The organism is Candidatus Dormiibacterota bacterium (genome assembly GCA_035544955.1).
In the GTDB taxonomy this organism is placed as follows: domain Bacteria; phylum Chloroflexota; class Dormibacteria; order CF-121; family CF-121; genus CF-13.
The window spans coordinates 54,805-80,434 of the sequence record DASZZN010000012.1 but is presented as its reverse complement, the minus strand read 5'-3'; the positions used below and the strand labels follow the sequence as shown (position 1 = coordinate 80,434).

The following is a 25,630-nucleotide window of genomic DNA, read 5'->3' as shown; positions in this document are numbered from 1 at the left end:
AGTCTAGCTAACCGACCGCTTTTTTCAGCGGTTCCGGCATGACCATGTGGTAGACGTAGCGCAGATGTGGTGAGTACTCGATGGTGATGCGGTCACCCGGCCGCAGCCGATCGAAGGTCGTGCGGTTGACGCGGAATGCCTCGGCCCAAAGTCGTTTGGTCATCACGCGATCTCCGCCCTGAATGGCGACGCGGTAGGTCCGGCCGAAGAGGCCGACGTCGCGGCGCATGCCCACCACCACGCCGACCATGGAGGATCGCCGGGCGGCAAGGTCGAGGCCGCTGCGGACGAGGACGATGACGCCGACCGGCACGACCGTGCCGGACGCCCCCAGGGTGAAGAGCATCAGGTACACGAGCCAGCGCGCCACCGGGTGGCTGATGGCCTCTGCCAGCTCCGGCCCGACAAAGTAAAGCGCCAGCAACCCGAGCACGATAGACACAAAACCGAGCGCGGCCGTCATCAGTGGTGGCTCGCCACGGCAAATGGTCCACAGGTGCCACTTGACGCGCGGTCGCATCGGGCGGCCGTCCGGGCCGACGGCGATCATCAATTGGCCCCAGGGCATGGATCCACCGACGAGCCGCAGCAAGAGCAGCACGCCAATGGCCACCGCGACCACGGCCGGAAACGGAGGCACGGGCAAGGAAGGCACCCCTGCGGTATAACCCGGGCGCGCTGGCCGACCTTGCAGCCGCCGAATACGGATCGTATTCGCCCCCTGGTGAGGGCCCCGGGTAAGGGCTAGAGCGTGGCCGGTCCGGGACGGGCGCTCGTGTATTGGCGGACCTTGTCGCGCAGCTTTGGCAAGGGATCGGTCTTCAGGAAGTACTCGTCGCAGCCGGCCTTTTTGGCCTCCTCAGGGGTCGCCATCCCGGCGGTGTAGACGATGACCTTGATGTCCGGCGAGTAGCGGCTCTCACGGATCCGCCGGCAGAGTTGTAGCCCGTCGATCCCCGGCATCTGGATGTCGGCCACCACGACCGCCGGCTGGACTTCGACGCACAGCCGCCAGGCCTCTTCGCCGTCCTTGGCTTCCATGACCTCGTGGCCATCGAGCTCGAGCAGCGTCCGCAGCATCGTCCGGACGTCGCGGTCGTCGTCGGCGACGAGGACGGGTGGTTCGTCGTTCGTCGGAATAGAAGCCGGGACGCCACTCACAACAGTCCCCCCTCTTCCATTCCTTTCGGAATTCTAGGGTGGCTGAGTATCAGCCGTAAAGGACTCGCCGTATCCCGGTTTTCCGCGGGTCCCGATGTGCGCTAGCCGGTAACCGCGAGCGGCCGTTTCGACTCACACATACTCGTCCATCGCGCGGAGGAAGTTGACGTAGACCCGCTGCTGCTCGCGAAGGATGCCCAGGCCGCCGAGCTCCCACCATTCATCCGGGGTGAAGTAGGCGGAGACCTCGGCCTGCGCGCCGGCCTTGGAGAACCACTGAATCAAGTGAAGGTTGTCGGACTGTAGTAACCACATGGCGATGTCGATCAGGTGCGGGTGCTTGGTCAGCTTCGCCTTGTTGTAGATGTGGTGCATCAGCCGGAAGATGCCCTGTTGCGCCTCGTTGCCCAGGAAGAAGTCCATGCCGCCATCTCCGGCCCAGGTGCATCCGTACTCCGGCAGTGGCATCTCGTGGGCGTCCTTGAAGGTGGCAATCGCCTCCGATGGCGACAGGTAGTGCATCTTGTTCTTGGCGAAGTCGGCGTGGAGCGCGTGCATGAAGGGGAAGATGCCCGAGTCAGCCCGGTGGTGCTCGCCGAAGGTCTCGAAGTCCCAGGCGATAAAGACGAACTCGCCCATCGCCTGCCGGACCCAGGTCGCGTAGGTATCGGCCATCAGCGGCCAGCCATTCCACTGGCGGTTGCTGAAGCGGTAGCCGACGTCGTCGCTCAGCTCGTAATGGCGGGTGAAGAGCCGCATCTCCTCGTTGGGATAGCGGTAAAGGTGCGTCGGCTCGCGCCAGCCCATCACCCAGGGCCGGCCGTCCATGACGGCGCCCTTGAACCCGTTGAGCTGCAACTGGAAGTAGACATCGTTCGACATGAACATCTCGGTCGTGTCGGTGACCGTGATCGTTTTCTGGAAGGTGTCCTCGAGCTGGTGCTTGCCCCACGCCATCCGCTCGGCGAAGGCGCCGATGTCGAGATAAAAGATGAAGGAGTGATAGGGCTCGACCGCGACCAGCTCGACGTTCTCGTGGCTGACCAGCTTCTGGAAGCCGGCCAGCACGTCCGGACCGTAGCGCCGCATCTGCAGCAGGAACGAAACCGAGAAGCCGAGCGATATCTTCATGCCCTTGTCCACCAACGACTGGAAGAGTTCGGTGGCCGGCCGGTAGCAGTACTTGGCGACCTTGTCGAAGTAGCGCCGGTCCATCTGATCGTCGAAGATCAGGGCGTCCATCTTCTCGGGCGCGGTGCCGCGGGGGATCAGCTGGGCCGGCAGCCGGATCCTGCGCGGCTGGTGCACCACCATGTAGATGACCAGGCTGTTAGGCATCGGTATCTATCCTCTCAGACGGGACGTTCAGCCCCTGCTTCAGGGCGACGAATTCGAGGCGTTGCAAGAAGATGTCGATGACGCGCTGCCAGGTGTAGTCTCGCGCCGTCCGCTGGGCGGCGATCCGCAGGTTGCGCGCCGTCTCCGGACGCGCCGCCAGGTGGTTCACGTACGCCACGATCTCGGCCGCATCCTCGGTCTCGATGACGATCGCGTTCTTGAACGGCTCGGCGTATTCCTCGCCGGTGGCGCCGACGAACGCGATGCCACCGGAGGCCATCGCCTCCAGGCCCACCAGGCCGAACGGCTCGTGCCCGCTGTTTGCCAGGGTGGCGGTCGCCGAGGCGTAGAGCACCGGCAACAGGTCGTCCGGTAGGAACGCGGTGACGTTCCAGATGTCGGCGTCTTGATGCTCCTTCAGCGTCTTCGCCAGCGCGGCGACATCGTCGATGCGGGTAGACAGCCGTGCCACCCGCAGCCCCCGCTGTTCCGCAAAATCGAGCACCTCACCGCCGAAGGGCTCGAGGCCGCCGCGCATCAGGAGGCGGGTGGTGACCCCGCGCTCCTTCAGCTGCGCGACGGCAGCGATCGCCTGGTGCCAGCGCTTGTCCGGGCTGAAGCGGCCAATCTTGAAGAGGAACGCGGACGCATTCACCGCCGCGCGCACCGCTCGCACCTGCGCCTGGCTCACCCGGGCGATCATCGACCCGGGGATGCCGTTGGGCACCACGATCGCGTTGACGCCCCAGCGCCACATGATGTGCTTCATGTAACGGCTCACCGTCATCAGCGTGCAAACGAAGGAGAGCTGACCCCAGTTAATGCGATGGAAGGAGAAGTGATTGTTCGCATTCCAGAGCAGGAGGCAGCGGTCTCGCAGCCCGGCGAAGTAGAGGACATCCGAGATCAGGCTCATCGCGTGCGCGAGGTGCCACTCCTCACCGAGCACGACCACCGTCTTCCCACCCGCAATAGCCGGCTCGATGTACCCCTTGACCAGCGCGTCCGGTAGGCTGCGGTTGAGATCGGCGACCTTGTCATCCTCGCCGTCGTAGACGCCAATCGGGTGAAAGCGGCTGATCCACTGGCTCCAGCGATGCAGCCACAGCCGCCCGTCGAGCGCGCTCTCATCGGATGGCAGATTGGGATCGCCGACGAAGAACAGGTGCGTCTCGAAGCCTCGCTCCGCCAGCGCCCGCGACAGCTCCTTGACCCGCACGCCCAGCCCGCCGGCCTGCGAGTACTCGTCGGGACCCTCGAAGGAGAGCAGGATGAAGGTGGTCTGCTCCGGCTCCAGCATCAGCGAACCCGCGCCCCCAACACCTCGAGCGCATAGGCGTGAATCTGCGGGGATAGCGACGCCAGCAGCGTGGTGCGTGTGTCCAATCGAACCGAGACCGACTCGATCGACCCGCCCTGATAGTCGGTCGCGATCCCGCCGGCCTCCCGGAGGATGAGGAGCGGGCCCGCCAGGTCGAAGGACCGCACCGGCGCGGGCGTCACCTGGAGCGCGACCCCACCGGACGCGGTGTGGCAGAGGTTGAGCGCCGCCGAGCCGAGCTGGCGGACCTTCTCCGCCAGGGCGAAGATCGGCGCGGCTCGCTCGCGCGGTTCCACCCCGGACGGCGCGTCGAACTGGACCAGCGGAATGGAGCGGCCGTCAAATGCCGGGGGTGTCGGCCGAAGTGGCTCACCTAGATGAAACGCTCCGGCTCCGGAAATCGCGTGGTATTCGTCTCCGGTCACCAGGTTCTGGACGTAACCGAGCCGCACGTCTGAAAACCGGTCACCCTCAGTGACGGCCAGCACGACCGCATAGTATGGCAGCCCCATCTTGGCGTTGTAGCTCCCGTCCAGCGGGTCGGCCAGCACCAGCGGCTCGCCGCCAAAGTCGCGCTCACCGAGCTCCTCGGAGATCAGCCGGAAGCGCAAGCCGCTGCGATAGGCTTGCTCCAGGTGGCGGACCACGATCTCTTCGGCAAGCTGGTCGAGATAAACGGTCCGGTCGCCGCCGGCGCCGAGGCCGACCTCCTCGCGTCCCCGGGGCGTGCCGGCGAGCGGCGGGATCGTGGCGCGGATCTCCGCGGCGATGGCGCGGAAAATGGGAAGCCAGGCTGGTGAGGTCACTCAGTGAGGTGGCCGGCAGGCCGTCGAGTCGCTATGGTACGCCAACGCCATCGATCGCCGGGCTTCCGGCGGACCGGCTGCGCCCCTGGTTGAGCCTGCTTGCGCTCGCGCTGCTGGTCAAGGCGGTGCTTGTCACCCTCACCCTGATCGAGTTCGGGGCCGCCCCCGACCCGTTGACGGCGCTCGGCCAGACGTGGGACAAGTGGGATGCCCGGCATTACGTCTACCTCGCCACTCACGGTTACGGAGCGGTCGGCGATGCCCGCAACCTGATCGCCTTCTTCCCGCTCTATCCGGCCCTGATCAGCGCGGTGTCGGCCCTCGGGCTTCCGGCGCGAACCTCGGCGTTGCTGATCAGCAACATCGCAGGGGTGGTCGCCGCCATCCTCCTTTACGAGGTGGCCCGCGTGGATGGGCACGAGAAGGCGGCCTGGCGCGCGGCAGCGTTCTTCACCGTCTTCCCCACCGCGTACTTCTTACTCGTCGGCTACACGGAGGCGCTCTTCTGCGCGCTGACCTTCGGCGCCGTCCTGGCGGCGCGCCGGCAGCGCTGGCTGTGGGCCGGCCTGCTGGGCGGCCTCGCCGCGGCATCGCGGCTCACCGGGCTGGCGCTCCTTCCCTTCCTGATAATCGAACTGGTTGCCGCGCGGCGCGCGCTAAGCAGCCTCTGGCAGGTGATCGTCCCGCCGCTGCTGGTCGCGCTCGGGTTCTTCACCTACCTCCTGACCAACCTGCTCGTCCTCGGCGATCCCCTCGCCTTCGTCACCGTGCAGAGGGAACACTGGGCACATTCGCTCGCCGCCCCCTGGCGCGGGCTGGCCGGCGCGGTGAATGGCATCAGCTGGCGCGTGCCATGGGAAAAGCTCACGGTCGGCGGTGGCGAGATCGCCGGCGGCATCGCGGCCTACCTCGCGACGGCGCTGAGCTGGTTGCGGTTGCGACCCTCCGACGCCGCCTACGCGACGGTCGTCACGGTAATGGTCACCTTTCTGCCCTTCTGGCTGAGCATCCCCCGATATCTCCTCGGCATGTATCCGCTCTTCCTTCTGGCCGGGCGCCTCACGAGCCGCTGGCTCTACCTCCCGCTCGTGGGAGTGTCCTTCGTCGCGCTGGTGTTTTTCGGGCTGGCCTTCGGTCGCGGCTACTGGGCGTTCTAGAGAAGCCGCGTCAGCACGAAGCTGGCGATCGCGTAGATCAGGTAGCCGATCAGGATCTGGCCGAAGCTCAGCGCGATGTGCAGGTTCATGATGCCGTTCAGGACGGCGAAGGAGAGGCCGAACAGCAGCGCGTTGAGGACGATGACAAACAGTCCGAGCGTCAGGAGCGTGACCGGTAGGGTCAGGATCAGGAGGACCGGCCGGATGATGGTATTGACCAGCGCCAGGATCAGCGCCATGACGACCGCCGCCCAGAGGGTTCCTCCGCGAATGCCCCAGACCACGTAGAAGACGAACAGCAGGGCGACGACGTGGACCAGGAAGCGGATCAACACGCCTGCATTCTAGCCGCCTCAGTGCACCGCATAGATGTCGTAGTTCGGCGTGTGCAGCAACAGCCGGAACTGCCCGTTGAAATAGTCGGCGTTGGGCTGAAAAGCGCTCCGTTCACTCGGCCCGATCACGATGTAGTCGGCATGATATTGGCTGAGCAGGCTGAGCGTATCCGGCCCGCCCTTGTAGATGCGGGCGATGTCCGCCTCCCGCTGCGCGTAGTTGATTCCATAGCTCCAGAGCCAACCAGGGTAGCTCATCAGGACGGGGCGCCCGGCCAGGTCGGCGACCGGATTGGTTGGCTCCTCGCCGGTTACGAACACCGCATGCGGGGGCGTCTGCCGGCGCACCGCCGCGGCGAGCTGCACCTCTTCGCTCGTGAACCAGGTATACGCGGGCCCTTGCGGGGGCAGGAATTGCATCAGCGAGAAGACGCCGGAGGCGACCAGGCTCAGCCAGACCGCCCCCGCGAGAACGCCGCCCAGCGGGTGCGCCCGGGCGAGGCGGACGAGCAGCGCGCCCACCGCCACCGCGCTGGCCATGTACCAGAAGACGAGCAGTTTGCTGTTGTCCCAATCCCAGGGCTGGAACTTCACCAGGTTGGCGGCCAGGAACACCAGGCTGAAGGGCGCGATCAGCAGCCGGGCGCGTCCGCGCAGCGCCAGCGGGCTCAGCAGAGCGAGCAAGAGCAGCGGCCAGAGGAGGCCTGTGTTTTTGATCCAGAACCAGGGCGGGAAGTCCGTGCCCGACATCCAGCCGATCAACCACCGTGGGTACTGGTGTTCCGGGGGAGCGCCGGGGTCGCCCGGCACCGCCATCAGCAGGCGCGGCACGGCCAGCAGCAGCGTCACTGCGAAGAACCCGAGCCAGGCCGGCCGCGGAAAGAGCAGGGCCCAGCAGGCGGTCACGATGCCGAGCACGAGCAGGCTGTGCACATGGAAGAGCGGCAGCAGCCCGGTCAACCCGCCGGCGACGAGGAAGGCGACCGCCTCGCTCTTCAGCGTCCACCGCCGCCACGACGAACGGATCGTGGAGACGGTTTCACGCCAACGGAGGAGCGGCGTGGCCATGAGCGGAGGGGTCAGCAGCAGCAGGACCGCCATGACCATCGCGGCACCGAAGACGAAGGATCGCTGCGGGAGATAGTAGGAGAGGATCGGGTTGTACCACTGGACGTTGAGCGTCGGATCGAGGCATCTCGGGTCCGGGCAAGAACGGTCGTAATCGCGGGCGATGTGTATCAGGGCATTGATCACTCCCAGGCGCGCGGCGTCGCTGAAGAAGACCAAGAACCCAACGCCGCCTCCCACGAGGGTGAGCGTGACCGCCACCACGCCGGCGCCGATCCCACCCGTGACCCGCCGCGCCCAGAGGATCAGCCCGCTGAGCGCGAGGACGGTCATCGCCCAGCTCGGCCAGATGAGCGATGCCGGGATGCTCCAGCCGCCGCCAACCAGCAGCGCGCTGGCGAAGTCGGGCGCAAACGGATAGCGGAAAGGTGTACCGGCGAAGATCGGATTCTGCGGCGGCAGGTTGTGACCGTAGACGAAGGCCGTCGCGTAGCTGGCGTGGAAGGCCCAGTCGGACCAGGTGGCGTTGTAATGCGCCAACCAGACGTCGGGCGTGACCTCCACCACGCGCGCGAACAGGTAGCCCATGCCGAGCGCAACTGCCACGATGGCGGCAGATAGTCCGAATGGGGCCCCGCTCCAGCGTGGAAAAGCGGGGAGACGATATCGTGTCCGGTGACGCCAGAGCAACCAGCCACCCGCGAGAAGTCCCGCCAGAGCCAGGAGCAGGACGAGACCGACCGTGACCCCGACAGCCAGCGCCGCGACATAGCCCAGCATCGTGATCGCGACCACCGCCAGCACGAGGCCGATGACCACCCGCTCGCCCGCCATCAGCCATGGGGGTCCGCCCGCAGCCAGGCCCAGACCGAGGACCAGGCAGCCCGCAACCAGCGCTAGCCCGGGGAGGTCCAGTAGCAGAGACACCAGTTGGGTAGCGGTTTGACGAGGGCGAACCAGACGTGGCTGTTCAAGGCGTCCGTGGTGAGGGGTAGTCCCGTCCACAGCGGATAGAAGTAGAGGAAGAAGCCGATCACCATCAGCAGGTAGGCGTAGGCCGGCAGCGCGCCGTTGATGCGGACCGCGAGGCCGGGAAGGTGGCCGCGCAGCGAGCGGAGATAGGTGAGCGCCAGCGCGAGCGCGAGGAACATCGCCGGCAAGCCGCCGAGCATGTGATAGAGGAAGAGCCCGCGCGGCACTCGGGAGAATGGGAGCCAGGCGGCGAGGAAGGCGATGAGGACGAAGATCGAGAGGTAGAGTCGCTGATCCACCGGTCCCGCCCCATCCCGCGGCGCCATGTCCGTCGACACCAGCCCGTGGCGCGAACGGTGGTCGCGGATCAGGGCCGGCAACCCGACCGCGATCCCGACCAACGCGAAGGTGGCGGCCCACCAGATCAACGGGTTGCCGAGGTTGAAGATCTCCGCCACCAGCGTCGAGCCGCTCGCCTGGTCGACACCGAGGCCGGTACCGGTGTAGTAATAGACGACCGGGCGGAAATCGAGCGGCCAGGACCACCAGGGGCTGTAGAAGATATGGGGCGCGGTCAGGGTGAGGTGGTAGTGCCAGGTCTGCCAGTGCCATTCCCGCAGCTCGGTCCAGGCCGCGCCGGGGTTGAAGTGAAAGGGCACGAAGGACAGCGCGGGTTGCGGCAGATTCGTGATGCCGTGGGTGATCGTCAGGTAGCGGATGAAGCTCAGGCCATAGAAGATGGCGGGCAACAGGGCGAGGCTCAGCAAGGCGATACCACCGGTCGCGCTGTCGTAGCGCGTCCAACGAAGGATGAGCCGAATGGCCAGGATCACGATGATCGTGCCGTAGGCCGCCAGCGTGGTCCACTTGGCGCCGAGCGCCAGCCCAAGCGTAATGCCGGTGAGCACGATCATCCATCGTCGCCTTGCGACGCTGTCGGCATTGAGGTGGAGGTGGAACAGAAGGTAGGCAAGGACCACCAGGGTGATGGGGATGATGTCGATCACCGCGGTACGGGACTCGACGAAGGTCATCCCGTCGAAGGCGGTCAGTACGCCGGCGGCGACGGCAAAGAACCGCACCGTCAGCAGCTGGCGGGCCAGCAGGTACATGACCGGGATCAGCGCGGTGCCGAACAGCGCCGGCATGAAGCGCCAGCCGAACGAGTTGAAGCCGAAGAGCTTGATGCCCAGGGCGATGATCAGCTTGGCGAGCGGCGGCTCCGGGTCGAAATAGTCTCGACCGAGCAAGTCCTTCTGGGCGTCGTTGGCGAAGTAGAGTTCATCGAAAATGAACGGCGAGTCGGGCGCGATGGCGTCCGGCTTGCCCAGCCCCGGGAGCGACGGGTTCTGGTAGTTGTGCCCGATGCCCCAGGCGCTGATGGGCGCCGACGATCCGGGGTGGGCGAAGACATCGAGGAAGATCGGGCTGCCGAAGCGAAGGATCCCCGCGGCCAGAGTGAGCGCGATCAGCCAGTACAGGTCGCGCCGGTCGAGGCGCCACCAGGCGGAACGCGATTGTCTCAACTCGATGGACTGCGCACCCGGCTCTTCATTTCCGCGACGAACTCGTCCACACGCGCGATTGGGACGACGATGTCGGCCCCGGCGACAAGGCGCGGACCGAGCTGCCGTTCGGCGGATTCGACCAGGTCGGGCTGGCGGCGATCCAGCCGGATATAGGCGGCGGGCTCGCGGCCCAGCCGCCGGACGAACCGGTTCACGAAGCGGCGGCGTTCGGCCGGCTGAAACGCCACCTCGAGCGGCTGGCGTCGCACGCGCGCCAGTGCGCCGTAGGGCAGCTCCAGGTGACGAAGCAGGTAGCGAACCCGCAGCCCGTCATCGGTGATCTCTACGTAGGAAATCTTTTGCATCATCCAGAACGCCAGGAGGATGCCGCCGCAGAGGACGGTCACCGGGATGAGGGAAATGATCGACAGCTTGCGGTACAGGTTGTAGCCGATGAGCGCCAGCCCGATGATGAACAGCGCCCCGTAAAACCATTTGCCGTCGCTCCACCGCTGCGTCGCGTAGCGGATGGGATAGCGCCGGCTTCCGTTCGCGCTCATCGAGCCACGCGAACGGTGCCGGTACGCTCCATCAGATGGTCGGCACCCTCATAGTGGGTATCGAGATTGGGCTGCGCAAGGAGCCACTGCCAGTACTCGCGAGCCATCGCCTCGAGCCCGCTCTGCGCCTCCCAGCCGGCCGCTTTCATTCGGCTGACATCGGGCACCGAGTGCCTCGCATCGCCCACGCGATAACGACCCGGCGTTTCCGGCGCCACATCGCGCTCGGCCACCCGCAGGAGGATCCGCGCCAGGTCCATCACCGTGTGCGCCCGACCGCTGGCGACGTTGTAGGCGCCGGGCGGCAGCCCGGCGAGCGCGGCGAGATTGGCGCGCGCCACGTCGTCGACGTCGACGAAATCGCGCAGCTGATGCCCATCCTCGAGCAGCTGCGGCGGCTGGTCGTGGGCGAGCCGGAGCGCGAAGATCCGCAGGGCGCCGTAGTAGGCGTTCTGAAACGGCTGCGCCCGTCCCTGGACGGCCCCGTAGCGAAGGATGATCCACTCGATCCCATGCGTCTCGCCCAGGAGCCGGACCATCTCCTCCTGCGCCAGCTTGCTCAAGCCGTAGGCGCTGGTCGGTCGCGCGACCGACTCATCGGTGACCATGGGCGTGATCGCGCCGCCGCAAATCGGACATGGTGGATCCCAGATGCCCCGCTCGAGCGCGTCCAGCCGGCGCGGCTGCGGATAGACGTCGCCGTCTTTGCCGCAGCGATATTTCCCCTCACCGTAGACGGCCATCGAGGAGCCGAGCACCACCCGGCGCACCGAGGTCTTTCCCTCGAGCAGCAGCTCGAAGAGAATCGCCGTGCCGACCGCATTGACGTGGAAGAGCTTGCTGAAGGACGGCAGGTAGTCATGGTGATCCGCGAGGTGCAACACGACCTCGTTCTCCTTGAGCGCCTTGACCCAATCCTCGCGCTTGCGGATGTCCCCTTCGACCAGCTCCATCCCCGCCGGGAGCGCCGGTGGGCCGTCGTGCGCCGGCGGCGAGAGATTGTCGAGGACCGTGACCTGATGCCCCTGCTTCAGCAGAAGCTCCCCGGTGCGCTGACCAATGAAGCCGGCCCCGCCGGTGATCAGCACCTTCATTGCTGGGGACTATAGCTGACGATCGATCGGGGTCCGATCCTGCCCTGTGACAGCGCCGTTACCGCCTCTTCACTGCTCCTTAACACCCCCACATTTATCGTGATCCCCGCTTCCCCTTCCTTGAAGGCCGAGACCCCAATCTCGGCCTTTCTTCTTTTTTCGGGGTCACATCCGTGCCGCTTCCAGCGACCGTTGACAGCCGCAACTCGGGGTGGTCGGGATCATCGGGATCAGCGTGGCGAGCAGGTCGCGGACCCTGGCGATGTTCGCAGCGAGAACCCGCATCACATCATGCGCCTGCACCGCCGCCACCTCGGGCGCTCCCTCGACGCCGGCGTCGTAGTCCGTGACGAGCGAGAGATTGAGGTAACAAATCTCCAGTTCGCGCGCCAGGATGACCTCCGGGTACTGCGTCATGCCGACGATGTCCCAACCCATGCGCGAGTACCAGCGGCTCTCGGCGCGCGTGGAGAAGCGCGGGCCCTGCACCACGACGACGGTTCCGGCCGGACGAAAGCGCAGCGACTGCTCGCGCGCGACGCGCCCCGCGAGCGCACGCAGCTCCGGGCAGTAGGGATCGGCGGCGCTGATGTGGACGACCGCCGGCCCGAGATAGTAGGTGTCCGACCGGCCGGTCGTGCGGTCGATGAACTGGTCGCAGATCACCAGGTCGCCCGGATGAAGCTCCGGTTGCAAGCTGCCGACGGCTGACGGCCCGATGATGCGGCGCACGCCGAGCTCATGCATCGCCCACACATTCGCGCGGTAGTTGACGAACGGTGCCGGGATGGTGTGCTTTTTGCCATGGCGTGGCAGGAAGGCGACGCGACGACCACCGACCTCCGCAACCGCGATCGGCGCACTCGGCGGGCCGTACGGCGTGTCGAGCACGACCTGTTCAGCACCGGCGAACCATTCATAGAAACCGGAGCCGCCGAACACACCGACCTCAGCCGACGCGGACATCAGACGAGGACGTGACCGCGCGGTGAGACCTGCTCCTCGTAGCGGGCGAGGTCTCGGATGCGCGCCCGCGATGAGCAGACCGGGCAATCGGGATCGCGTGGAAAGGCGGTCGTTCGCGTCTCACCAAGAAGCCCGTCGTGCTGGAAGATCCGGCCGCTCAACGGACTTCCCACGCCGAGCACGACCTTCAGGGCTTCTTCGGCCTGCACACTGCCGACGACGCCCGTCGCCGCCCCGAGGATGCCGGCTTCTTCGCAGGTCTGCACGTCGCCCGGCTCGGGCGGCTCAAAAAACAGGCACCTCAGGCATGGAGCGTCCGGCAGGATCGTCGTGACCTGACCGCCCCAGCGCAGCACCGCCCCGTGAACCAGCGGTTTGCGCTTAAGGACCGCCGCGTCGTTGAGGAGGAACTTCGTCTCGAACGCATCGGTGCCGTCGATCACCAGGTCGTACTCCGCAAACAACTCGGCCACGTTGGACGATCGGACGTTCTCGCGGCGGGCATCGACGCGGAGCCCGGCGTCGAGCAGGAGCAACCGGTCGGCAGCCGCCTCGACCTTTGGCCGGCCAACGTCGCACTCCTCGAAGATGATCTGGCGGTTCAGATTCGACAGTTCGACCTCCTGGTCGTCGACCAGCCCCAGACGGCCCACCCCAGCCGCGGCGAGGTAGAGCGCGACCGGTGCGCCGAGGCCGCCCATACCCACGATCGCCACGGCGGCGCGCGCGAGCCGCCGCTGCCCGGCGTCGCCCACCTCGGTCATGATCCGTTGCCGGTGATGGCGGGCGTCGGTCATGAACGCGCCTCTACGCCGACGAACGCGTCGTAATCGACAAGGCTCTGCACCGTGGGCCGATCGCCACAGACCGGGCAGGCGCGGTTGCGACGGTAGCGAACTTCGCGGAAGGTCATGGCCATGGTGTCGTGCAGCAGCACGCGATTGACCAGCCCGTCACCGACGCCGGTGATCAGCTTGATGGTCTCGGCGGCCTGGATGGTGCCGATGAGCCCAGGGAGCGCCGCGAAGACGCCGACGTCTTCGGATTCTTCGATGGCTCCGGCCGGCGGTGGCTCCGGATAGAGGCAGCGGTAGCAGCCGTGGCCCGGAACGAACACCGTCACCTGGCCTTCGATGCGAAAGATGCTGCCATGCACCAACGATTTGCGAAGCAGGTAGGCCGCGTCGCTGAGCAGGTAGCGGGCCCGAAAGGAGTCGGTGCCGTCGACGATGACGTCGTACCGTCCCAGCAGCTCCATCGCATTGTGTTCGTCGACGGTCTCCTCGACGGTCTCGACCTTGACGTCCGGATTCAACGCGCTCACCGCCCGTGCCGCGCCGGCGACCTTCGATCGGTTCAAGCCCTCCATCGAGTGGATGATCTGTCGCTGAAGGTTGGAGAGCCGCACATGGTCATGGTCGGCCAGTCCGATCGTGCCGACACCCGACGCCGCCAGGTAGAGCGCGACGGGCGATCCCAGCGCGCCCACGCCGACGATCAGCACGCGCGAGCGCAGCAAACGCTGCTGGCCCTCTGGGCCGACCTCCGCCAGCGCGAGATGGCGGGCGTAGCGCAGCCGCTGCTCGGGCGTGAGGGAGCGCTCGGCCATCACGCGTCCTTTGGCTTGGCCGGCACCGCGTGGAAGATGCCATGGAAGACCCGCGGTTCGAGCCGGCGGAGGCGAAGGCAGTCGGCCAGCGTATGCGCAGCGAAGACCTCGCGCGCCGCGTGCTCGGCTTGTTCGGTCACGTGCCCCAGCACCCGGCTGTCGCCGGTCGGCGCGCCGTCGGGCTGGCGGCTCTTCGAGCCGTTCCCCTCCAGGCAGTCGATCACATGGTCGAGGCGAATCTCCTCCGGCGGTCTGGCCAGTTCGTGTCCGCCGTGCGGCCCGCGCGTGGAGGTGACGAAGCCGGCGCGCCGGAGGATCATCAGCACCTGGTCGAGGAACGGACCCGGGATTCCCTGCCGCCGGGCGATCTCGCTACTCTGGAGCGCTCCCCGGCCGGCATGGCTCGCCAGCTCCAGGACAGCTCGGACGCCGTACTCGGTTTTCATCGAAAAGCGCATTCGCACGGCAGTTGACCCTTAAAAGTTGATCTACCCGGTCAAGTATATCGCACCGTGCCGACTGCGCGGTCAAACAGGAAGGCGCAGCGCGATCGCGATGAAGAGCGTACCCAGGACCACCAGCGGAACCGTGGTGGCGATCAGGCTGAGGCTTCGCAGGCCGATGGCACGCCGCTCCTCGTTCGATGAGCGGACTCGGCCCCGCAGCACGAAACCTTCGACAGCCAGCAGCAGCGACGCCGCACCCAGGCCGAGCGCCACCATGACGATCGCCCAGTTGGTGGTTGGCGTCCCCTCTTGCTGCGCAAAAGCGTTGAAGCTGGCGGCCAGCACCCCCACCAGTGCGACGAGCACCCCGAGCGGCACCAGCGTCAGGTTGATGGCGCGCATGATGCGGCCCGGCTCCGGCCGGCGCGAGAACTGCCAGGCCGATGCGAGCACGAAGGCCATGTAGGCCGCGATCACGACATAGAAAAAGACGGGTGTCAGGAACTGGCCAAACGTCGTTGCCGCGAAGACCACGTGCACAATCTAGCTTTTTGCCGCGCCGGCGCACCCGCCCGGTTAGGACAGAATTCGGTAGAGATTGTTGACCACCGCAAACGTGGTGATCCAGGCGGCGACCAGGTAGGCGTTCCAGATTCCGGCCCGGCGGCGCCCAAACATCAGAAGGAACGCCACCAGCCCCGCCACCAGCGACAGCTTCAGGGCGTAGACCGCCACCTCCCCATTGTTCTGGATGATCCAGGCGGCAACACCGTTGAGCTCCTGGCGCCCCTGCGAGAGGCCGATGTGGGTGGTCGTCACGTCGAGGAGCTGGGCGGTGCAAAACCCGATGAGGATGAAGGCCTTCTTCCCGGTCGAGACGTCTTTGCCCCCAATGGCCTTGACCCGGCGGGTGACCGATGCTCGCGCTTCCCCAATCATTGGAACCGACTCTACACAGCCGCTATCAGAAAAGCAACGTCCACGTTGACGCTTTCTGAGTTCGGCGGCTTCCCTCCTATGAAAGACTGCCCGGATTATATGGGCAGCGTGCAGCTCCGTCCAGAGCCAAGTTTCGCGACTTTCGTCAGGAGGCTTTTTTGCTGTTGCCGAGGATCTCGCGCCGCCGTACGAACAGGTATGGGACGCCGATGAGAATGCTGCCGGCGACCGCAGCCCCCACCCCGTAACGCAGGTACAACGTCCAGTCGGATGGTGGGTCGAGCGCCGGATCGTAGACCGTCCGTGCCGTCAGTTTGAAGCTGAGCGCTCCGACGGTGCCAGTGACACTCCAGGTGCCGACCGTGGCCTCGGCATGGTTCCATTGCTGGTCCTCATTGACCCCGGGAAGGCTGGCGCACGGCCATACGCCTGCGGCCGGCAGATGAACCGGGATCGGGGGCCGGGGGGTTGCGGCCTTGGGCTGGGCCGCAAAGCGGAATGGCTTCGGTGGCTTGCTCATGTCCAACAGGATCACGTCCTGGCCAGTCTGGTTCTGGAGCAGCAGGTCGCAGCCGCCGGTTGTCCCCTGGATCGTGAGGCCCGCCGTCTTTGGCACGATGCTGTCGACGACCGTCTTGAAGGGCTGATCGTCCGCCGCCACCGTCAGGGGAACAAGCAGGATGGCAACAACTGGCGCGAATACCAGAGCGAGTCGGTTCACGAGGCTATAACGCCAATCCGGCCCTCGACTGGCGCGGTGCCCGGGTCATCCCCGGCTAGACTTGGCCGGCAAGGAGGGAGTGATGTCGTACGAATTCGTCCTCACCGAGGTGGATGGCGCGGTCGGCGTCGTCACGATCCACCGGCCCCAGGTCCGCAACGCGCTCAACCATCAGACGATTGCCGAGCTGGTCGACGCGCTGGAGAGCTTCGACCGCGACGACGCGATCCGCTGCATGGTGCTCACGGGCGATGACCGCGCCTTCGCGGCCGGTGCCGACATCGGACAGATGGCCGAGGCAAGCGCGATCGACGTCCTGCGCGATGACAACTTCGCGCGCTGGGCACGCTTTCGGGCGATCCATAAACCGGTGATCGCCGCGGTCGGTGGCTACGCGCTTGGCGGTGGCTGCGAGCTGGCGCTGATGTGCGACCTGGTGGTGGCCTCAGAGACGGCCCAGTTCGGCCAGCCCGAGGTGAAGATCGGGATCATTCCCGGAGCCGGGGGTACGCAACGGTGGGCCCGAACCGCGGGGAAGGTCCGCGCTATGGAGGCGGTGCTCACCGGCGAGCCGGTCCGCGCCGTCGACGCGGAGCGGATGGGCCTGGTCAATCGCGTCGTGCTGGCCGGCGCACAGCTCGCAGAAGCCAAGCGCCTCGCACAGATGATCGCTACCCGTCCGCCGCTGGCGGTTCGCCTCGGGAAGGAGGCCGTCAATCACGCGATGGAGGTCGGCCTTGCGCCGGGCCTGGAGTTCGAACGCAAGCTCTTCTATCTCTTGTTTGCGTCGGAGGACAAACGCGAGGGGATGAAGGCCTTTCTCGAAAAGCGCCCGGGGCAGTTCACCGGGCGATGAGCGACGTTCTTCTCAGCTCGCGTGACGGCGCCGTCCTGACGCTGACCATCAACCGGCCGGAGGCGCTAAACGCGCTCAACCGTGAGACGACACAGGCGCTGCGCACGGCCATCGATGCCGCGGGGCGTAACGCTGAGGTGGGGGCCATCATCCTCACGGGAGCCGGGCGGGCCTTTTGCGCGGGCGCCGACCTCAAGGACGTAAGCGCGCGATACGAGGCCGGCGACAGCGATCTCGGCGCCGACCTCCGAACGAATTACACGCCGATGATCCGCGCTATCCGCGCCTGTCCGAAACCGGTGATCGCCGCGCTAAACGGGACCGCCGCCGGCGCCGGCTTGAGCCTGGCGCTCGCCTGCGACCTGCGGCTGGCCGCCACCGGCACGCAGTTGATCGTGGTGTTCGTCCGGGTCGGCCTCGTGCCTGACGCCGGCAGCCTCTTCTTCCTGACGCGGATGCTCGGCTTGAGCAAGGCCACCGAGCTGGCGATCACCGGTGATCCCTTGAGCGCCGACGACGCCCACCGTCTGGGACTCGTGGCGGCCGTCGTGCCACCCGACCAGCTGATGGCCGCCGCGATGGAGCGAGCCAGCAAACTCGCGGCGGGTCCGCGCCAGACGTACGCGTTGATCAAGCGAGGCATGGAACGGGCGATCCAGCTCGACCTGGAACAGACACTGGAGCTCGAGTCGCAGCTGCAGGCCCTGGCCGCAAAGACACCAGACGCGAGCGAGGCGATCCGCGCGTTCCTCGAGAAACGGAAGCCGGTCTTCGGCCGCTAGGGAGGGGGAAAAAGAAAGAGCGGCGGTGTTACCCGCCGCTCTCACTTAAGTCAATTAATGCCATGGGCACCACCTCCCATTACTTAGGCAGCCATTGTATCAATTCCCGGCGCGGACGCGGTCCTCGATGAGCTCGCGTGAGATGAAGATCTGGCGCGCCCCTTCTACCGTCCGAAGTTGGCGCAACAGCTCGGCAGTCGTTCGATTGTGGGGCAGGCCCACATCGATCTCGAGCCGGTCGTCGGTTTCGTTGAGCTCGTGAATCCGGATCGACATCGGAAACGAGCCGATCACCGCCAGCGCCGCCCGCACCTTCTCGATCTCACCCTCGCCCCGTGGAACGATCAGGGTGACCTGCGCCTCGCTTGGCCGCTTGAAGAAGCGTCGTTCGATCGGCTTCAACACCATCAGGACGGCCAGGATCAGGAGCGTCGTGAAAAACGCGATGAGGTACTGCGCCGTTCCGGCGGCCATGCCGATCGCGGCTACCGCCCAGATCGTGGCGGCGGTCGTCAGCCCACGGACCAGGTCCTTGCGAAGGAAGATCGTCCCGGCGCCGAGGAAGCCGATGCCGGTGACGATCTGCGCGGCCACCCGTGATGGGTCCGTCTGGCTGAAACCATAGGCGCCGACGATCGTGAACAGGGCCGATCCCATCGACACCATCGTCACCGTCCGGAGCCCCGCCGCCCGCTCCTGCCGCTCGCGCTCCAGGCCGACGATGGCGCCCAGGACCAGCGCCACCAGCAGGCGCAGCATGAGATCAAAGGCAGTTGGCACGGCGCTATGGTACTGCCACGCCGGGGTCGCTGCGACGAAAAGTGGTTACGCGGCGGTAAACAGCCCGCCGTCGAAGGTCTCGGCCTCCGGCTCGACGGGAATCCCGTTGCGCTCGCTGAAGAGCGTCTCTTCGACCGCGAAGAGGGCGTCCATCAGCTTCGTGATCCCGACTTTGACCTTGATGTTGGCCACCTGGTCCGGCATCGCGGCGATCGGGCTGACCAGGGTCAGGATCTCCTCCAGCCGCGGCTCGTAGGAGGTGGGGACGCGCTTCATACCCTTGAGGTTCATCTCTTCCAGCTCATGGAGCAGCCGATCGATCAGCTGGATGGGGCGTCGAACCTGGTCCTTGCGCGCCTTGAGATCACGGTGCTGCTGTTCGGCGTCACGGATATAGGCGTTGGTCTGGGCGAGCAATCCTATCATCAACGAACCCTCATTTGATCGCGGTGGAAATGCCGTACACGCTCGCAAACCAAATCAGTCCCGGGTTTATTCCCAGAAATCGGGTCAGTTTTTTGGGACGTTGGCCGCCAACTCAGCCGTAGACTTTCCGTGACATGCCGCTGCTTCGCGTCGACCGGCTCAAACTGGTGTACGGAGCCACCGAGGTACTGAGCGACCTGACGTTCCAGGTCGAGCCACGGCAACGCCTTGGGATGGTGGGCGCCAACGGCAGCGGGAAGTCCAGCTTGCTGAAAGCGATCTCGGGCGACGTCATTCCGTCGGCCGGGTCCGTGGCCCTGGCACCCCGAGCCCGGACGGCCTACCTGGCGCAGGAGCTGGAAGCCGGTCCGCATGAGAGCGTGTACGCCGACGCGCTACACAGCCGGCCCGACATCCTCAGCCTGCGCGGACGCCTCGAGGGCCTGGAGGCCGCCATGGCGGGGGCGACCGGCGCGGAGCAGGCCGTCCTCGTGGAGGACTACGGTGAGGTCCAGCACGAGTACGAGCGCCTCGACGGCTACGCCTACGACAACCGCGTCGCCGAAGTCCTCCACGGTGTCGGGCTCACCGAGGCCGACCGGGCACTTGCCCCCGGCGCGCTCAGCGGCGGGCAGCGCCGCCGCCTGGCGCTCGCCAAGCTCCTCCTGCAGGACGCCGACCTGCTGCTGCTCGACGAGCCCACCAATCACCTCGACCTGGAGGCGATCGAGTGGTTGGAGGGTTTTCTTCGTCTCTCTCGGGCCGGCATGCTGATCGTCTCCCATGACCGACGGTTCCTCGAACACACCGCCGACGACATCCTGGAGCTTCAGGCCGGCTCGGGCGAGTGGTACCCCGGGAATTATCGGCAGTACGTCCGGTTGCGCCGCGAGCGCCGCGCCCTGCGACAAAAAGAATTCGAGGCCCAGCAAGAGTACATCGCCCGAACCGAGGAATTCATCCGCCGTTACAAAGCCGGGCAGCGCGCGCGCGAGGCGCGCGGCCGGCAGACCAGGCTCGACCGCCTGGCCAGGGTCGCGCCGCCCGCCGACGATCAGCAGATCCGGATCCGGCTGAAGGCCTCGGTTACCAGCGACCTCATCTTTCAGAGCGACGGGCTCCGGCTTGGATACGGCAAGCGCGAGTTGCTGACCATGCCGGCCTTTAGCATCAACGCCGGCGAGCGGGTTGCGATCGTCGGCCCGAACGGCTCCGGCAAGACGAGCCTGCTGAAGGCGCTCTTGGGCGAGCTTCGCCCGCTTTCAGGCCGCGTCAAGATGGGCCCGCGCGTCGCCATGCGCTACTACGACCAGCACCTCGCCGATCTCGATCCCAACAAGACGGTGCTCACCGAGCTGCAGGATGCCTTCGGTCTGCCGGAGGAAACATTGCGTACGTTTCTCGGCCGCCTACTCTTCCACGGCGATGACGCCTTCAAGACGATTCGGTCGTTGAGCGGCGGGGAGAAGAGCCGCGTGGCGCTGGCGAAATTGATGCTCGACGACGCCGGATTGTTGCTCCTCGATGAACCCACCAACCACCTCGACATCCCGGCCCAGGAGATGCTCGAGGAGGCCTTACAGGACTTCGAAGGGACCATCGTTTTCGTCTCGCACGACCGCTACTTCATCGATGCGATCGCGACGCGGCTCTGGACGATCGAGGACGGCACGGTGACCATGCACCTCGGCAACTACAGCGACCTCGAGCGCCGCCGGCAGCGGGCGTCCCGCCCGGTCGTCGCGCCCGAGCCAAGCAAATCCGGTCGTGCGATCACACCCGGCACGGCCCGCGCGACAGCGAAACCCGGCGCGGCCGTCAACGGTGTCGAGGACCGCATCGACGAGCTCGAAGCTGAGGTTCGCCGCATCGAGGAGCAGCTGGCTGACCATTCGACGTATGACGACCCTGCCCGGGTCGCGGAGCTGGCAGCGGCACATGAGGACGCGTCCCGCCGCCTGCGAGCGCTCTACCAGGAGTGGGAGCAGGCCGCCGGCGAATAAGCCGGCACCCGAGCCGGTCGGCCCCCCGGCTCGGCCCGGTGGCGAGCGACGACCGCCCGTACCTCGTGCCGGTGGTATCGCTGGCGTATGCCGTGACCATCGGCGCCGCGCTGCTCGCGTTCGACCAGCTGGCGGAATACCTTCCGGGCGCCTGGTTCGAGGTCCTGGGAGCCGCCGTACTGCTTCTCTGCGCGATGTCGATCGTCGTGCTACTTCGCGCCGGCCTGCGCCGGCATGGGGAGGGTTTGAGGCGCCGCGCGCTGCTCTGGGCTGGCGGCGCGGTCGTACCAGCGGTGCTGGGGACGCTGGCCATCTTCAGCCTGGTCGAGAGCGCCCAAAACGCGTCCCTGCTCAGCGGGGCCGACACCCATCTCACCCGCCCGGTGATCGATGGGCTTCCCCGGCCTCCCGGCACCAAACTGGTCGACGAGCGGCCAGGCCTGGCCGACACCGAAACCATCTACCAGGACTTCACCGCCACGAACTTGAACAGCATCGTCCCCTTTTACGAGGCGCAACTCACCAAGGAGGGCTGGGCCGAGGACAAAACGTCGGCCACGACGTCCATCGTCCGCTTTGGCAAAGGCGAATACATTCTGGCCCTCGAGCTCAACCCGCCGTCGGCCTACACGCTGACGGTCGACCACGTCAACCCGAATCTGCTGCAAACGCCCTCTCCCAGTCCGACCTGACGTTGGCGTAACCGGCCGAAGGGCCCTCGGGTCTATTGGGCGTTCTGCACAAAAAGGGCTCCCTCAACTCGTCTCTTCGGCCCGATGACGTAGGCAATCGGCGCCCCTAGGATCGACACAGTCGGATCACCACGTTCAAGTGGAGGGAATTTGTCTATGGCGATCGATCAGGGTGTGCGTTCGAAGAAGGAAACAAAGGCGGATGCCCAGTCCGTCATCGATCTCGCCCACAAGCAAGGCCTCAAGATCGTCGATCTCAAGTTCATCGACCTGATCGGGACCTGGCAGCACTTCTCCATCCCGGTCCAGGAGTTGACCCGGGGCCTCTTCAGTGAGGGGATCGGTTTCGACGGCTCGAGCATTCGCGGGTTCCAGCACATCCATGAGAGCGACATGCTGCTGATTCCGGACGCGTCGACGGCGATCGTCGATCCGGTGCTGCGCGTGCCAACCCTCAGCATCAACTGCGACGTCATCGATCCGATCACGCGGGAGCCGTACTCGCGCGATCCACGGTACGTGGGCAAGAAGGCGGAGGCCTACCTGCTGACCACCGGCCTCGCGGACACCAGCTTCTTTGGCCCGGAGTGTGAGTTCTACATCTTCAACAGCATGCGGTTCGACCAGAACCAGTTCTCGGGCATGTACGAGATCGATTCGATCGAAGGCGTATGGAACTCCGGCAAGAACTCCGAGCCGAACACCGCCTACCGCCCTCGCTACAAAGAAGGATATTTCCCAGTACCGCCGACCGACAAGCTACAGGACCTCCGCTCGCAGATCGTCCTCAAGCTGATCGAGGCGGGGGTCGACATCGAGGTCCATCACCACGAGGTGGGCACCGCCGGCCAGACCGAGATCGACATGCGGTTCGACACGCTCGTGAACATGGCCGACAAAGTGATGATGTACAAGTACGTCGTCAAGAACGTCTGCGCCCAGAACGGGTTCGTGGCGACGTTCATGCCCAAGCCGCTCTTCATGGACAACGGGTCCGGGATGCACACCCACCAGAGCCTGTGGAAGAACGGCGTGCCGCTCTTCTACGACAAGGCCGGGTACGCGGGCATCAGCGAGATGTGTCGCTGGTACATCGGCGGGCTGCTAAAGCACGCGCCGTCGCTGCTCGCCTTCGCGGCGCCGACCACCAACTCCTATCGTCGGCTGGTGCCCGGCTACGAAGCGCCCATCAACCTGATCTATTCGAAGCGCAACCGCAGCGCCTGCGTGCGTATCCCGATGTACTTCGACGATCCCAAGGCAAAGCGGCTCGAGTTCCGGACGCCGGACCCGTCGTGCAACCCGTACCTCTCCTTCGCGGCCTGCCTGATGGCCGGTCTGGACGGCGTCATCAACAAGATCGAGCCGCCCAAGCCCATCGATGAAGACCTCTACGAGCTCGAACCCGAGATGAAGCGTCAGGTGAAGAGCACACCGGGCTCCCTGACGGAAGTCCTCGATGCGCTGGAAATCGACAACGACTACCTGACCCGCGGCGGCGTCTTCACCACGGACCTGATCGAGACCTGGATCGATTACAAGCGCGTCCGCGAGGTCGACCAGGTGGCGCTCCGTCCGCATCCCTGGGAGTTCTACCTTTACCACGACATCTAGTTCGTCGTAGTCGATTCGTTCGCGCGTTCGCCGTTGAGGCGGCTGTCACTCGCCCTGACAGCCGCCTTTAGACTCTCGGAAGAGGAGCAAACGTCATGGAGGACAATTCCGTACAGCGCGATAAACCCTGGAGACCTGGCGACTACCCGCGGCTCGGCCCGTCATGGGACGAACTGGAACCGGTAGAGGACTCGAAGCCTAAAGGTGTGCCCGACGGCGAAGACTGAGGCGGCGTCAGGCCGCGCGACCGCGCAGACCGTCGAGCGGACGATGGAGCGGCTCTCCGAACGGTCCATCCGGTTCCTGGACCTGCGCTTCGTCGACGTGCTCGGCACGGTGAAGAGCATCACGATCCCGACGCAGCGGCTGCTGCATGCCGTTCGCAACGGCGAATGGTTCGACGGCTCGTCGGTGGAAGGATTCGCGCGGGTCTTCGAGAGCGACATGTTCCTTCGCCCGGACCTCGACACCCTGACGATCGGCGAGGCAGACGGCGTGCCGGGCGCCCAGGTGATCTGCGATCTCATGACCCCGGAGGGCGAGCGGTTCGCCGGCGATCCTCGCGGCGTGCTGGCCCGGGCTCTGGCCGAGGCAGCCTCGCTTGGCTTCGACTACTCGGTCGCCATGGAACTGGAGTTCTTCCTCCTGAATACGGACACCGCCACCGGCGGCGTTCGACCGGGGCGGCATGATCGTGCTAGCTACTTCGACCATCCGGTCGACGTGGGCAGCGACGTTCGACAGGAAATCGTGGGGGCCCTGGACCGCCTGGGGATCACCGTCGAGGCCAGCCATCACGAAGTCGCTGCGGGGCAGTACGAACTCGACCTGGCCCTGAGCAACGCACTCAAGAGCGCGGACCAGCTCGTCACGCTCAAGCATGCGGTCAAGGCGGTCGCGCAGCGCCGGGGATTGCTGGCGACCTTCATGCCCAAGCCGATCTTCGGTGCGGCGGGATCCGGGATGCACACCCACCAGGTCCTGACCGAGGCCGGCAAGGACACCAACGCGTTTTACGACCGCGCCGACCAGTACCAGCTGTCTCCCGTCGCGAAGCACTTCATCGCCGGTCAGCTGGCCCACGCCCGCGCGCTATGTGCGCTGGTTGCCCCACTGGTGAACTCTTATAAGCGTTTCGTCGCCGGCTTCGAAGCACCGGTCGCGATCAGCTGGGCCCAGATGAACCGTTCGGCCTTGATCCGCGTGCCGCGTGCCGGCAGCGGCGATCGCGCGTCCGTGCGGATCGAGTTCCGGGCGCCGGACCCCTCGTGCAATCCTTACCTCGCGTTCGCCGCGATGCTCCACGCCGGCCTCTCGGGGATCCGTCAGAAGCTGCCCTTGCCGCCACCGGTCGAAGAGAATCTCTATGCGTTCGATCCCGAGCGCCTCGCCCGCCACCAGCTCGGCCACTTGCCCGCCTCGCTCGCCGAGGCCCTCAAGGACCTCCGCCAGGACGAGGTGATGCGCGATGCGCTGGGTGTCCACCTCCTCGAACGTTTCATCGAGGCGAAGGAGATGGAGTGGCAGAGCTATGAGAAGCAGGTCACCCCATGGGAGCTCGACGCATACCTCGAGGCTTACTAGCCGGCTTCACGGCCCCCTGCTGATCGCGGTCGTCCTGGTCCTCATCGTCCTGGCAGGGTTCTATGTCATCGAGGCGTTTATCGCCACCAGTCCGCTGCTCCGCATCGTGCTTCGCACCCTGCCGGTGCTCCCGGTCGCGATCTGGACGTTGTGGTTCGATCGGTCGCGTCCGTTCGAACGGCAGGCGCCCGTCCTTCGGCGGGTCGGCCGCGTCGGGCTACTGCTGGTGGTGATGGCGTTTGCGGTCGCCCTGCTGGGCTTGGGCTTGAACTGGCTGTACGATCCGGCTCGATTTATCTAGCCTAGAATGGGCGCCTGATCCGTCGGCACGAGAGACCAAGGAGGTCGGCAAAATGGCGCACCATCTCAAAGATCTGACGATCGAGCTCGACGAAAAAGTGGGAACCGTGGCGGCTGCGGCCGAAGCGCTGGGCAAGGCCGGCGTCAATATTGAGGGGATCTGCGGATTCGTCGTCGGTGGCAAGGGCGTGGGCCATGTTCTGGTCGAGGATGCCGGGAAGGCGCGTCAAGCGTTGCAAAGCGCGGGCGCTCGAGTCACCGGCGAGCAGGACGCCCTGGTGCTGGACATCGAGGACAAGCCCGGATCGCTTGGGAAGCTAACCCGGAAGATCGCCAATGCTGGCGTCAGCCTGAACGCCGTGTACCTAGCGACGAAGACACGTGTCGTGATCGGGGCGCAAGATATCGAGAAGGCGCGAGCTGCCGCAGGGGAAGGCGCCGCCAGTCGTCGATAGTCTCCAGCCGGAAGCCTGAGGGCTTGCAGAAAGCCGAAAGCCTCACGGGGTGAACACCGTCACGAATGAGTATACCCCACAACAAGGCACGTCGGGGCGCTTTGACGTCCCTCCATTCTCAGGGTTGAGCTTGAGCC

Annotated in this window: 28 protein-coding genes; 9 read left to right on the top strand and 19 right to left on the bottom strand. The window is 65.9% G+C overall.

Annotated elements, in window-relative coordinates; translation table 11 throughout:
• Positions 1-7: 7 nt before the first annotated feature.
• The 5 genes from VHK65_04430 to VHK65_04410 all read right to left on the bottom strand — a co-directional run bounded on the left by VHK65_04430 (position 8) and on the right by VHK65_04410 (position 4,626).
• Entirely contained in the window at positions 8-646 is a 639-nt protein-coding gene (locus VHK65_04430) for a hypothetical protein (GenBank protein HVS05396.1), read from the bottom strand.
• 98 nt (positions 647-744) lie between these two features.
• Positions 745-1,161: a response regulator gene (locus VHK65_04425; GenBank protein HVS05395.1), complete on the bottom strand. Its 417-nt coding sequence runs from the start codon at positions 1,159-1,161 to the stop codon at positions 745-747.
• A 132-nt stretch (positions 1,162-1,293) separates the two neighbouring features.
• The gene (locus tag VHK65_04420; GenBank protein ID HVS05394.1) at positions 1,294-2,499 is read right to left on the bottom strand and encodes a glycoside hydrolase; all 1,206 of its coding nucleotides are present in this window, start codon (positions 2,497-2,499) and stop codon (positions 1,294-1,296) included.
• On the bottom strand, positions 2,492-3,799 hold the full coding sequence (locus VHK65_04415) for a glycosyltransferase (protein ID HVS05393.1): 1,308 nt from the start codon (positions 3,797-3,799) through the stop codon (positions 2,492-2,494). The genes VHK65_04420 and VHK65_04415 overlap by 8 nt, the downstream gene beginning before the upstream one ends.
• Positions 3,799-4,626, bottom strand: a complete 828-nt coding sequence (locus VHK65_04410; GenBank protein HVS05392.1) for an inositol monophosphatase family protein — start codon at positions 4,624-4,626, stop codon at positions 3,799-3,801. Before VHK65_04410 ends, VHK65_04415 begins: the two co-directional genes overlap by 1 nt.
• On the opposite strand from VHK65_04410, the gene VHK65_04405 reads away from it, so the two are divergent.
• The gene (locus tag VHK65_04405; GenBank protein HVS05391.1) at positions 4,617-5,783 is read left to right on the top strand and encodes a mannosyltransferase family protein; all 1,167 of its coding nucleotides are present in this window, start codon (positions 4,617-4,619) and stop codon (positions 5,781-5,783) included. The two genes, VHK65_04410 and VHK65_04405, sit on opposite strands and share 10 nt — an antisense overlap.
• Here the strand turns inward: VHK65_04405 and VHK65_04400 are convergent.
• The 12 genes from VHK65_04400 to VHK65_04345 form a co-directional block, all read right to left on the bottom strand.
• Positions 5,780-6,118 (bottom strand): phage holin family protein, encoded by a 339-nt coding sequence (locus VHK65_04400; GenBank protein ID HVS05390.1) that lies wholly within the window; start codon positions 6,116-6,118, stop codon positions 5,780-5,782. The two genes, VHK65_04405 and VHK65_04400, sit on opposite strands and share 4 nt — an antisense overlap.
• An 18-nt stretch (positions 6,119-6,136) precedes the next feature.
• Positions 6,137-8,113 (bottom strand): hypothetical protein, encoded by a 1,977-nt coding sequence (locus tag VHK65_04395; GenBank protein ID HVS05389.1) that lies wholly within the window; start codon positions 8,111-8,113, stop codon positions 6,137-6,139.
• Positions 8,083-9,684, bottom strand: a complete 1,602-nt coding sequence (locus VHK65_04390) for a phospholipid carrier-dependent glycosyltransferase (protein ID HVS05388.1) — start codon at positions 9,682-9,684, stop codon at positions 8,083-8,085. The genes VHK65_04395 and VHK65_04390 overlap by 31 nt, the downstream gene beginning before the upstream one ends.
• Entirely contained in the window at positions 9,681-10,226 is a 546-nt protein-coding gene (locus VHK65_04385; GenBank protein ID HVS05387.1) for a hypothetical protein, read from the bottom strand. Before VHK65_04385 ends, VHK65_04390 begins: the two co-directional genes overlap by 4 nt.
• A complete protein-coding gene (locus VHK65_04380) occupies positions 10,223-11,320 on the bottom strand; it encodes an NAD-dependent epimerase/dehydratase family protein (GenBank protein ID HVS05386.1) in 1,098 nt (365 codons plus the stop codon). Before VHK65_04380 ends, VHK65_04385 begins: the two co-directional genes overlap by 4 nt.
• Positions 11,321-11,485: 165 nt before the next feature.
• Positions 11,486-12,286 (bottom strand): S-methyl-5'-thioadenosine phosphorylase, encoded by an 801-nt coding sequence (locus VHK65_04375; protein ID HVS05385.1) that lies wholly within the window; start codon positions 12,284-12,286, stop codon positions 11,486-11,488.
• A complete protein-coding gene (locus VHK65_04370; GenBank protein HVS05384.1) occupies positions 12,286-13,083 on the bottom strand; it encodes a HesA/MoeB/ThiF family protein in 798 nt (265 codons plus the stop codon). The genes VHK65_04375 and VHK65_04370 overlap by 1 nt, the downstream gene beginning before the upstream one ends.
• A complete protein-coding gene (moeB, locus tag VHK65_04365; GenBank protein HVS05383.1) occupies positions 13,080-13,895 on the bottom strand; it encodes a molybdopterin-synthase adenylyltransferase MoeB in 816 nt (271 codons plus the stop codon). Before moeB ends, VHK65_04370 begins: the two co-directional genes overlap by 4 nt.
• Positions 13,895-14,341: an Rrf2 family transcriptional regulator gene (locus VHK65_04360; GenBank protein ID HVS05382.1), complete on the bottom strand. Its 447-nt coding sequence runs from the start codon at positions 14,339-14,341 to the stop codon at positions 13,895-13,897. The genes moeB and VHK65_04360 overlap by 1 nt, the downstream gene beginning before the upstream one ends.
• A gap of 81 nt (positions 14,342-14,422) precedes the next feature.
• Positions 14,423-14,875 (bottom strand): hypothetical protein, encoded by a 453-nt coding sequence (locus tag VHK65_04355; GenBank protein ID HVS05381.1) that lies wholly within the window; start codon positions 14,873-14,875, stop codon positions 14,423-14,425.
• A gap of 42 nt (positions 14,876-14,917) precedes the next feature.
• Complete coding sequence (locus VHK65_04350; GenBank protein HVS05380.1) at positions 14,918-15,280, bottom strand: DUF5658 family protein; 363 nt, start codon at positions 15,278-15,280, stop codon at positions 14,918-14,920.
• Positions 15,281-15,425: 145 nt separating this feature from the next.
• Entirely contained in the window at positions 15,426-16,001 is a 576-nt protein-coding gene (locus VHK65_04345) for a hypothetical protein (protein HVS05379.1), read from the bottom strand.
• A gap of 82 nt (positions 16,002-16,083) precedes the next feature.
• Here VHK65_04345 and VHK65_04340 point away from each other — a divergent pair, with 82 nt between their 5' ends.
• Together VHK65_04340 and VHK65_04335 are read left to right on the top strand one after the other, a co-directional pair.
• Positions 16,084-16,857 carry an enoyl-CoA hydratase-related protein gene (locus tag VHK65_04340; GenBank protein ID HVS05378.1) on the top strand — a complete coding sequence of 258 codons (774 nt, stop codon included), beginning with the start codon at positions 16,084-16,086 and terminating at the stop codon, positions 16,855-16,857.
• On the top strand, positions 16,854-17,639 hold the full coding sequence (locus VHK65_04335) for an enoyl-CoA hydratase-related protein (protein ID HVS05377.1): 786 nt from the start codon (positions 16,854-16,856) through the stop codon (positions 17,637-17,639). The genes VHK65_04340 and VHK65_04335 overlap by 4 nt, the downstream gene beginning before the upstream one ends.
• A gap of 99 nt (positions 17,640-17,738) precedes the next feature.
• Here VHK65_04335 and VHK65_04330 read toward each other — a convergent pair whose 3' ends face one another.
• Together VHK65_04330 and VHK65_04325 are read right to left on the bottom strand one after the other, a co-directional pair.
• Positions 17,739-18,419 (bottom strand): MgtC/SapB family protein, encoded by a 681-nt coding sequence (locus tag VHK65_04330; GenBank protein HVS05376.1) that lies wholly within the window; start codon positions 18,417-18,419, stop codon positions 17,739-17,741.
• Positions 18,420-18,464: 45 nt separating this feature from the next.
• A complete protein-coding gene (locus VHK65_04325) occupies positions 18,465-18,845 on the bottom strand; it encodes a hypothetical protein (GenBank protein HVS05375.1) in 381 nt (126 codons plus the stop codon).
• A 134-nt stretch (positions 18,846-18,979) separates the two neighbouring features.
• Between VHK65_04325 and VHK65_04320 the strand changes: the two genes are divergently transcribed.
• The 6 genes from VHK65_04320 (at position 18,980) to VHK65_04295 (ending at position 25,493) form a co-directional block, all read left to right on the top strand.
• Positions 18,980-20,848: an ABC-F family ATP-binding cassette domain-containing protein gene (locus VHK65_04320; GenBank protein ID HVS05374.1), complete on the top strand. Its 1,869-nt coding sequence runs from the start codon at positions 18,980-18,982 to the stop codon at positions 20,846-20,848.
• A gap of 38 nt (positions 20,849-20,886) precedes the next feature.
• Positions 20,887-21,540 (top strand): hypothetical protein, encoded by a 654-nt coding sequence (locus VHK65_04315; GenBank protein HVS05373.1) that lies wholly within the window; start codon positions 20,887-20,889, stop codon positions 21,538-21,540.
• 156 nt (positions 21,541-21,696) lie between these two features.
• A complete protein-coding gene (gene glnA / locus VHK65_04310; protein ID HVS05372.1) occupies positions 21,697-23,154 on the top strand; it encodes a type I glutamate--ammonia ligase in 1,458 nt (485 codons plus the stop codon).
• Between the two features lie 204 nt (positions 23,155-23,358).
• Positions 23,359-24,738 carry a type I glutamate--ammonia ligase gene (gene glnA / locus VHK65_04305; protein ID HVS05371.1) on the top strand — a complete coding sequence of 460 codons (1,380 nt, stop codon included), beginning with the start codon at positions 23,359-23,361 and terminating at the stop codon, positions 24,736-24,738.
• Positions 24,686-25,039, top strand: a complete 354-nt coding sequence (locus VHK65_04300) for a hypothetical protein (protein HVS05370.1) — start codon at positions 24,686-24,688, stop codon at positions 25,037-25,039. The genes glnA (VHK65_04305) and VHK65_04300 overlap by 53 nt, the downstream gene beginning before the upstream one ends.
• Positions 25,040-25,091: 52 nt before the next feature.
• Positions 25,092-25,493 (top strand): amino acid-binding protein, encoded by a 402-nt coding sequence (locus VHK65_04295; GenBank protein ID HVS05369.1) that lies wholly within the window; start codon positions 25,092-25,094, stop codon positions 25,491-25,493.
• The last annotated feature ends 137 nt before the right edge of the window (positions 25,494-25,630 follow it).

Coding starts and splice junctions, on each gene's coding strand:
- VHK65_04385 (HVS05387.1), bottom strand. CDS start 10,226: ATGAGCGCGAACGGAAGCCGGCGCTATCCCATCCGCTACGCGACGCAG.
- VHK65_04295 (HVS05369.1), top strand. CDS start 25,092: ATGGCGCACCATCTCAAAGATCTGACGATCGAGCTCGACGAAAAAGTG.
- VHK65_04380 (HVS05386.1), bottom strand. CDS start 11,320: ATGAAGGTGCTGATCACCGGCGGGGCCGGCTTCATTGGTCAGCGCACC.
- VHK65_04350 (HVS05380.1), bottom strand. CDS start 15,280: ATGATTGGGGAAGCGCGAGCATCGGTCACCCGCCGGGTCAAGGCCATT.
- VHK65_04375 (HVS05385.1), bottom strand. CDS start 12,286: ATGTCCGCGTCGGCTGAGGTCGGTGTGTTCGGCGGCTCCGGTTTCTAT.
- VHK65_04340 (HVS05378.1), top strand. CDS start 16,084: ATGTCGTACGAATTCGTCCTCACCGAGGTGGATGGCGCGGTCGGCGTC.
- VHK65_04420 (HVS05394.1), bottom strand. CDS start 2,499: ATGCCTAACAGCCTGGTCATCTACATGGTGGTGCACCAGCCGCGCAGG.
- glnA (HVS05372.1), top strand. CDS start 21,697: ATGGCGATCGATCAGGGTGTGCGTTCGAAGAAGGAAACAAAGGCGGAT.
- moeB (HVS05383.1), bottom strand. CDS start 13,895: ATGGCCGAGCGCTCCCTCACGCCCGAGCAGCGGCTGCGCTACGCCCGC.
- VHK65_04360 (HVS05382.1), bottom strand. CDS start 14,341: ATGAAAACCGAGTACGGCGTCCGAGCTGTCCTGGAGCTGGCGAGCCAT.
- VHK65_04300 (HVS05370.1), top strand. CDS start 24,686: ATGAGAAGCAGGTCACCCCATGGGAGCTCGACGCATACCTCGAGGCTT.
- VHK65_04320 (HVS05374.1), top strand. CDS start 18,980: ATGCCGCTGCTTCGCGTCGACCGGCTCAAACTGGTGTACGGAGCCACC.
- VHK65_04370 (HVS05384.1), bottom strand. CDS start 13,083: ATGACCGACGCCCGCCATCACCGGCAACGGATCATGACCGAGGTGGGC.
- VHK65_04335 (HVS05377.1), top strand. CDS start 16,854: ATGAGCGACGTTCTTCTCAGCTCGCGTGACGGCGCCGTCCTGACGCTG.
- VHK65_04415 (HVS05393.1), bottom strand. CDS start 3,799: ATGCTGGAGCCGGAGCAGACCACCTTCATCCTGCTCTCCTTCGAGGGT.
- VHK65_04325 (HVS05375.1), bottom strand. CDS start 18,845: ATGATAGGATTGCTCGCCCAGACCAACGCCTATATCCGTGACGCCGAA.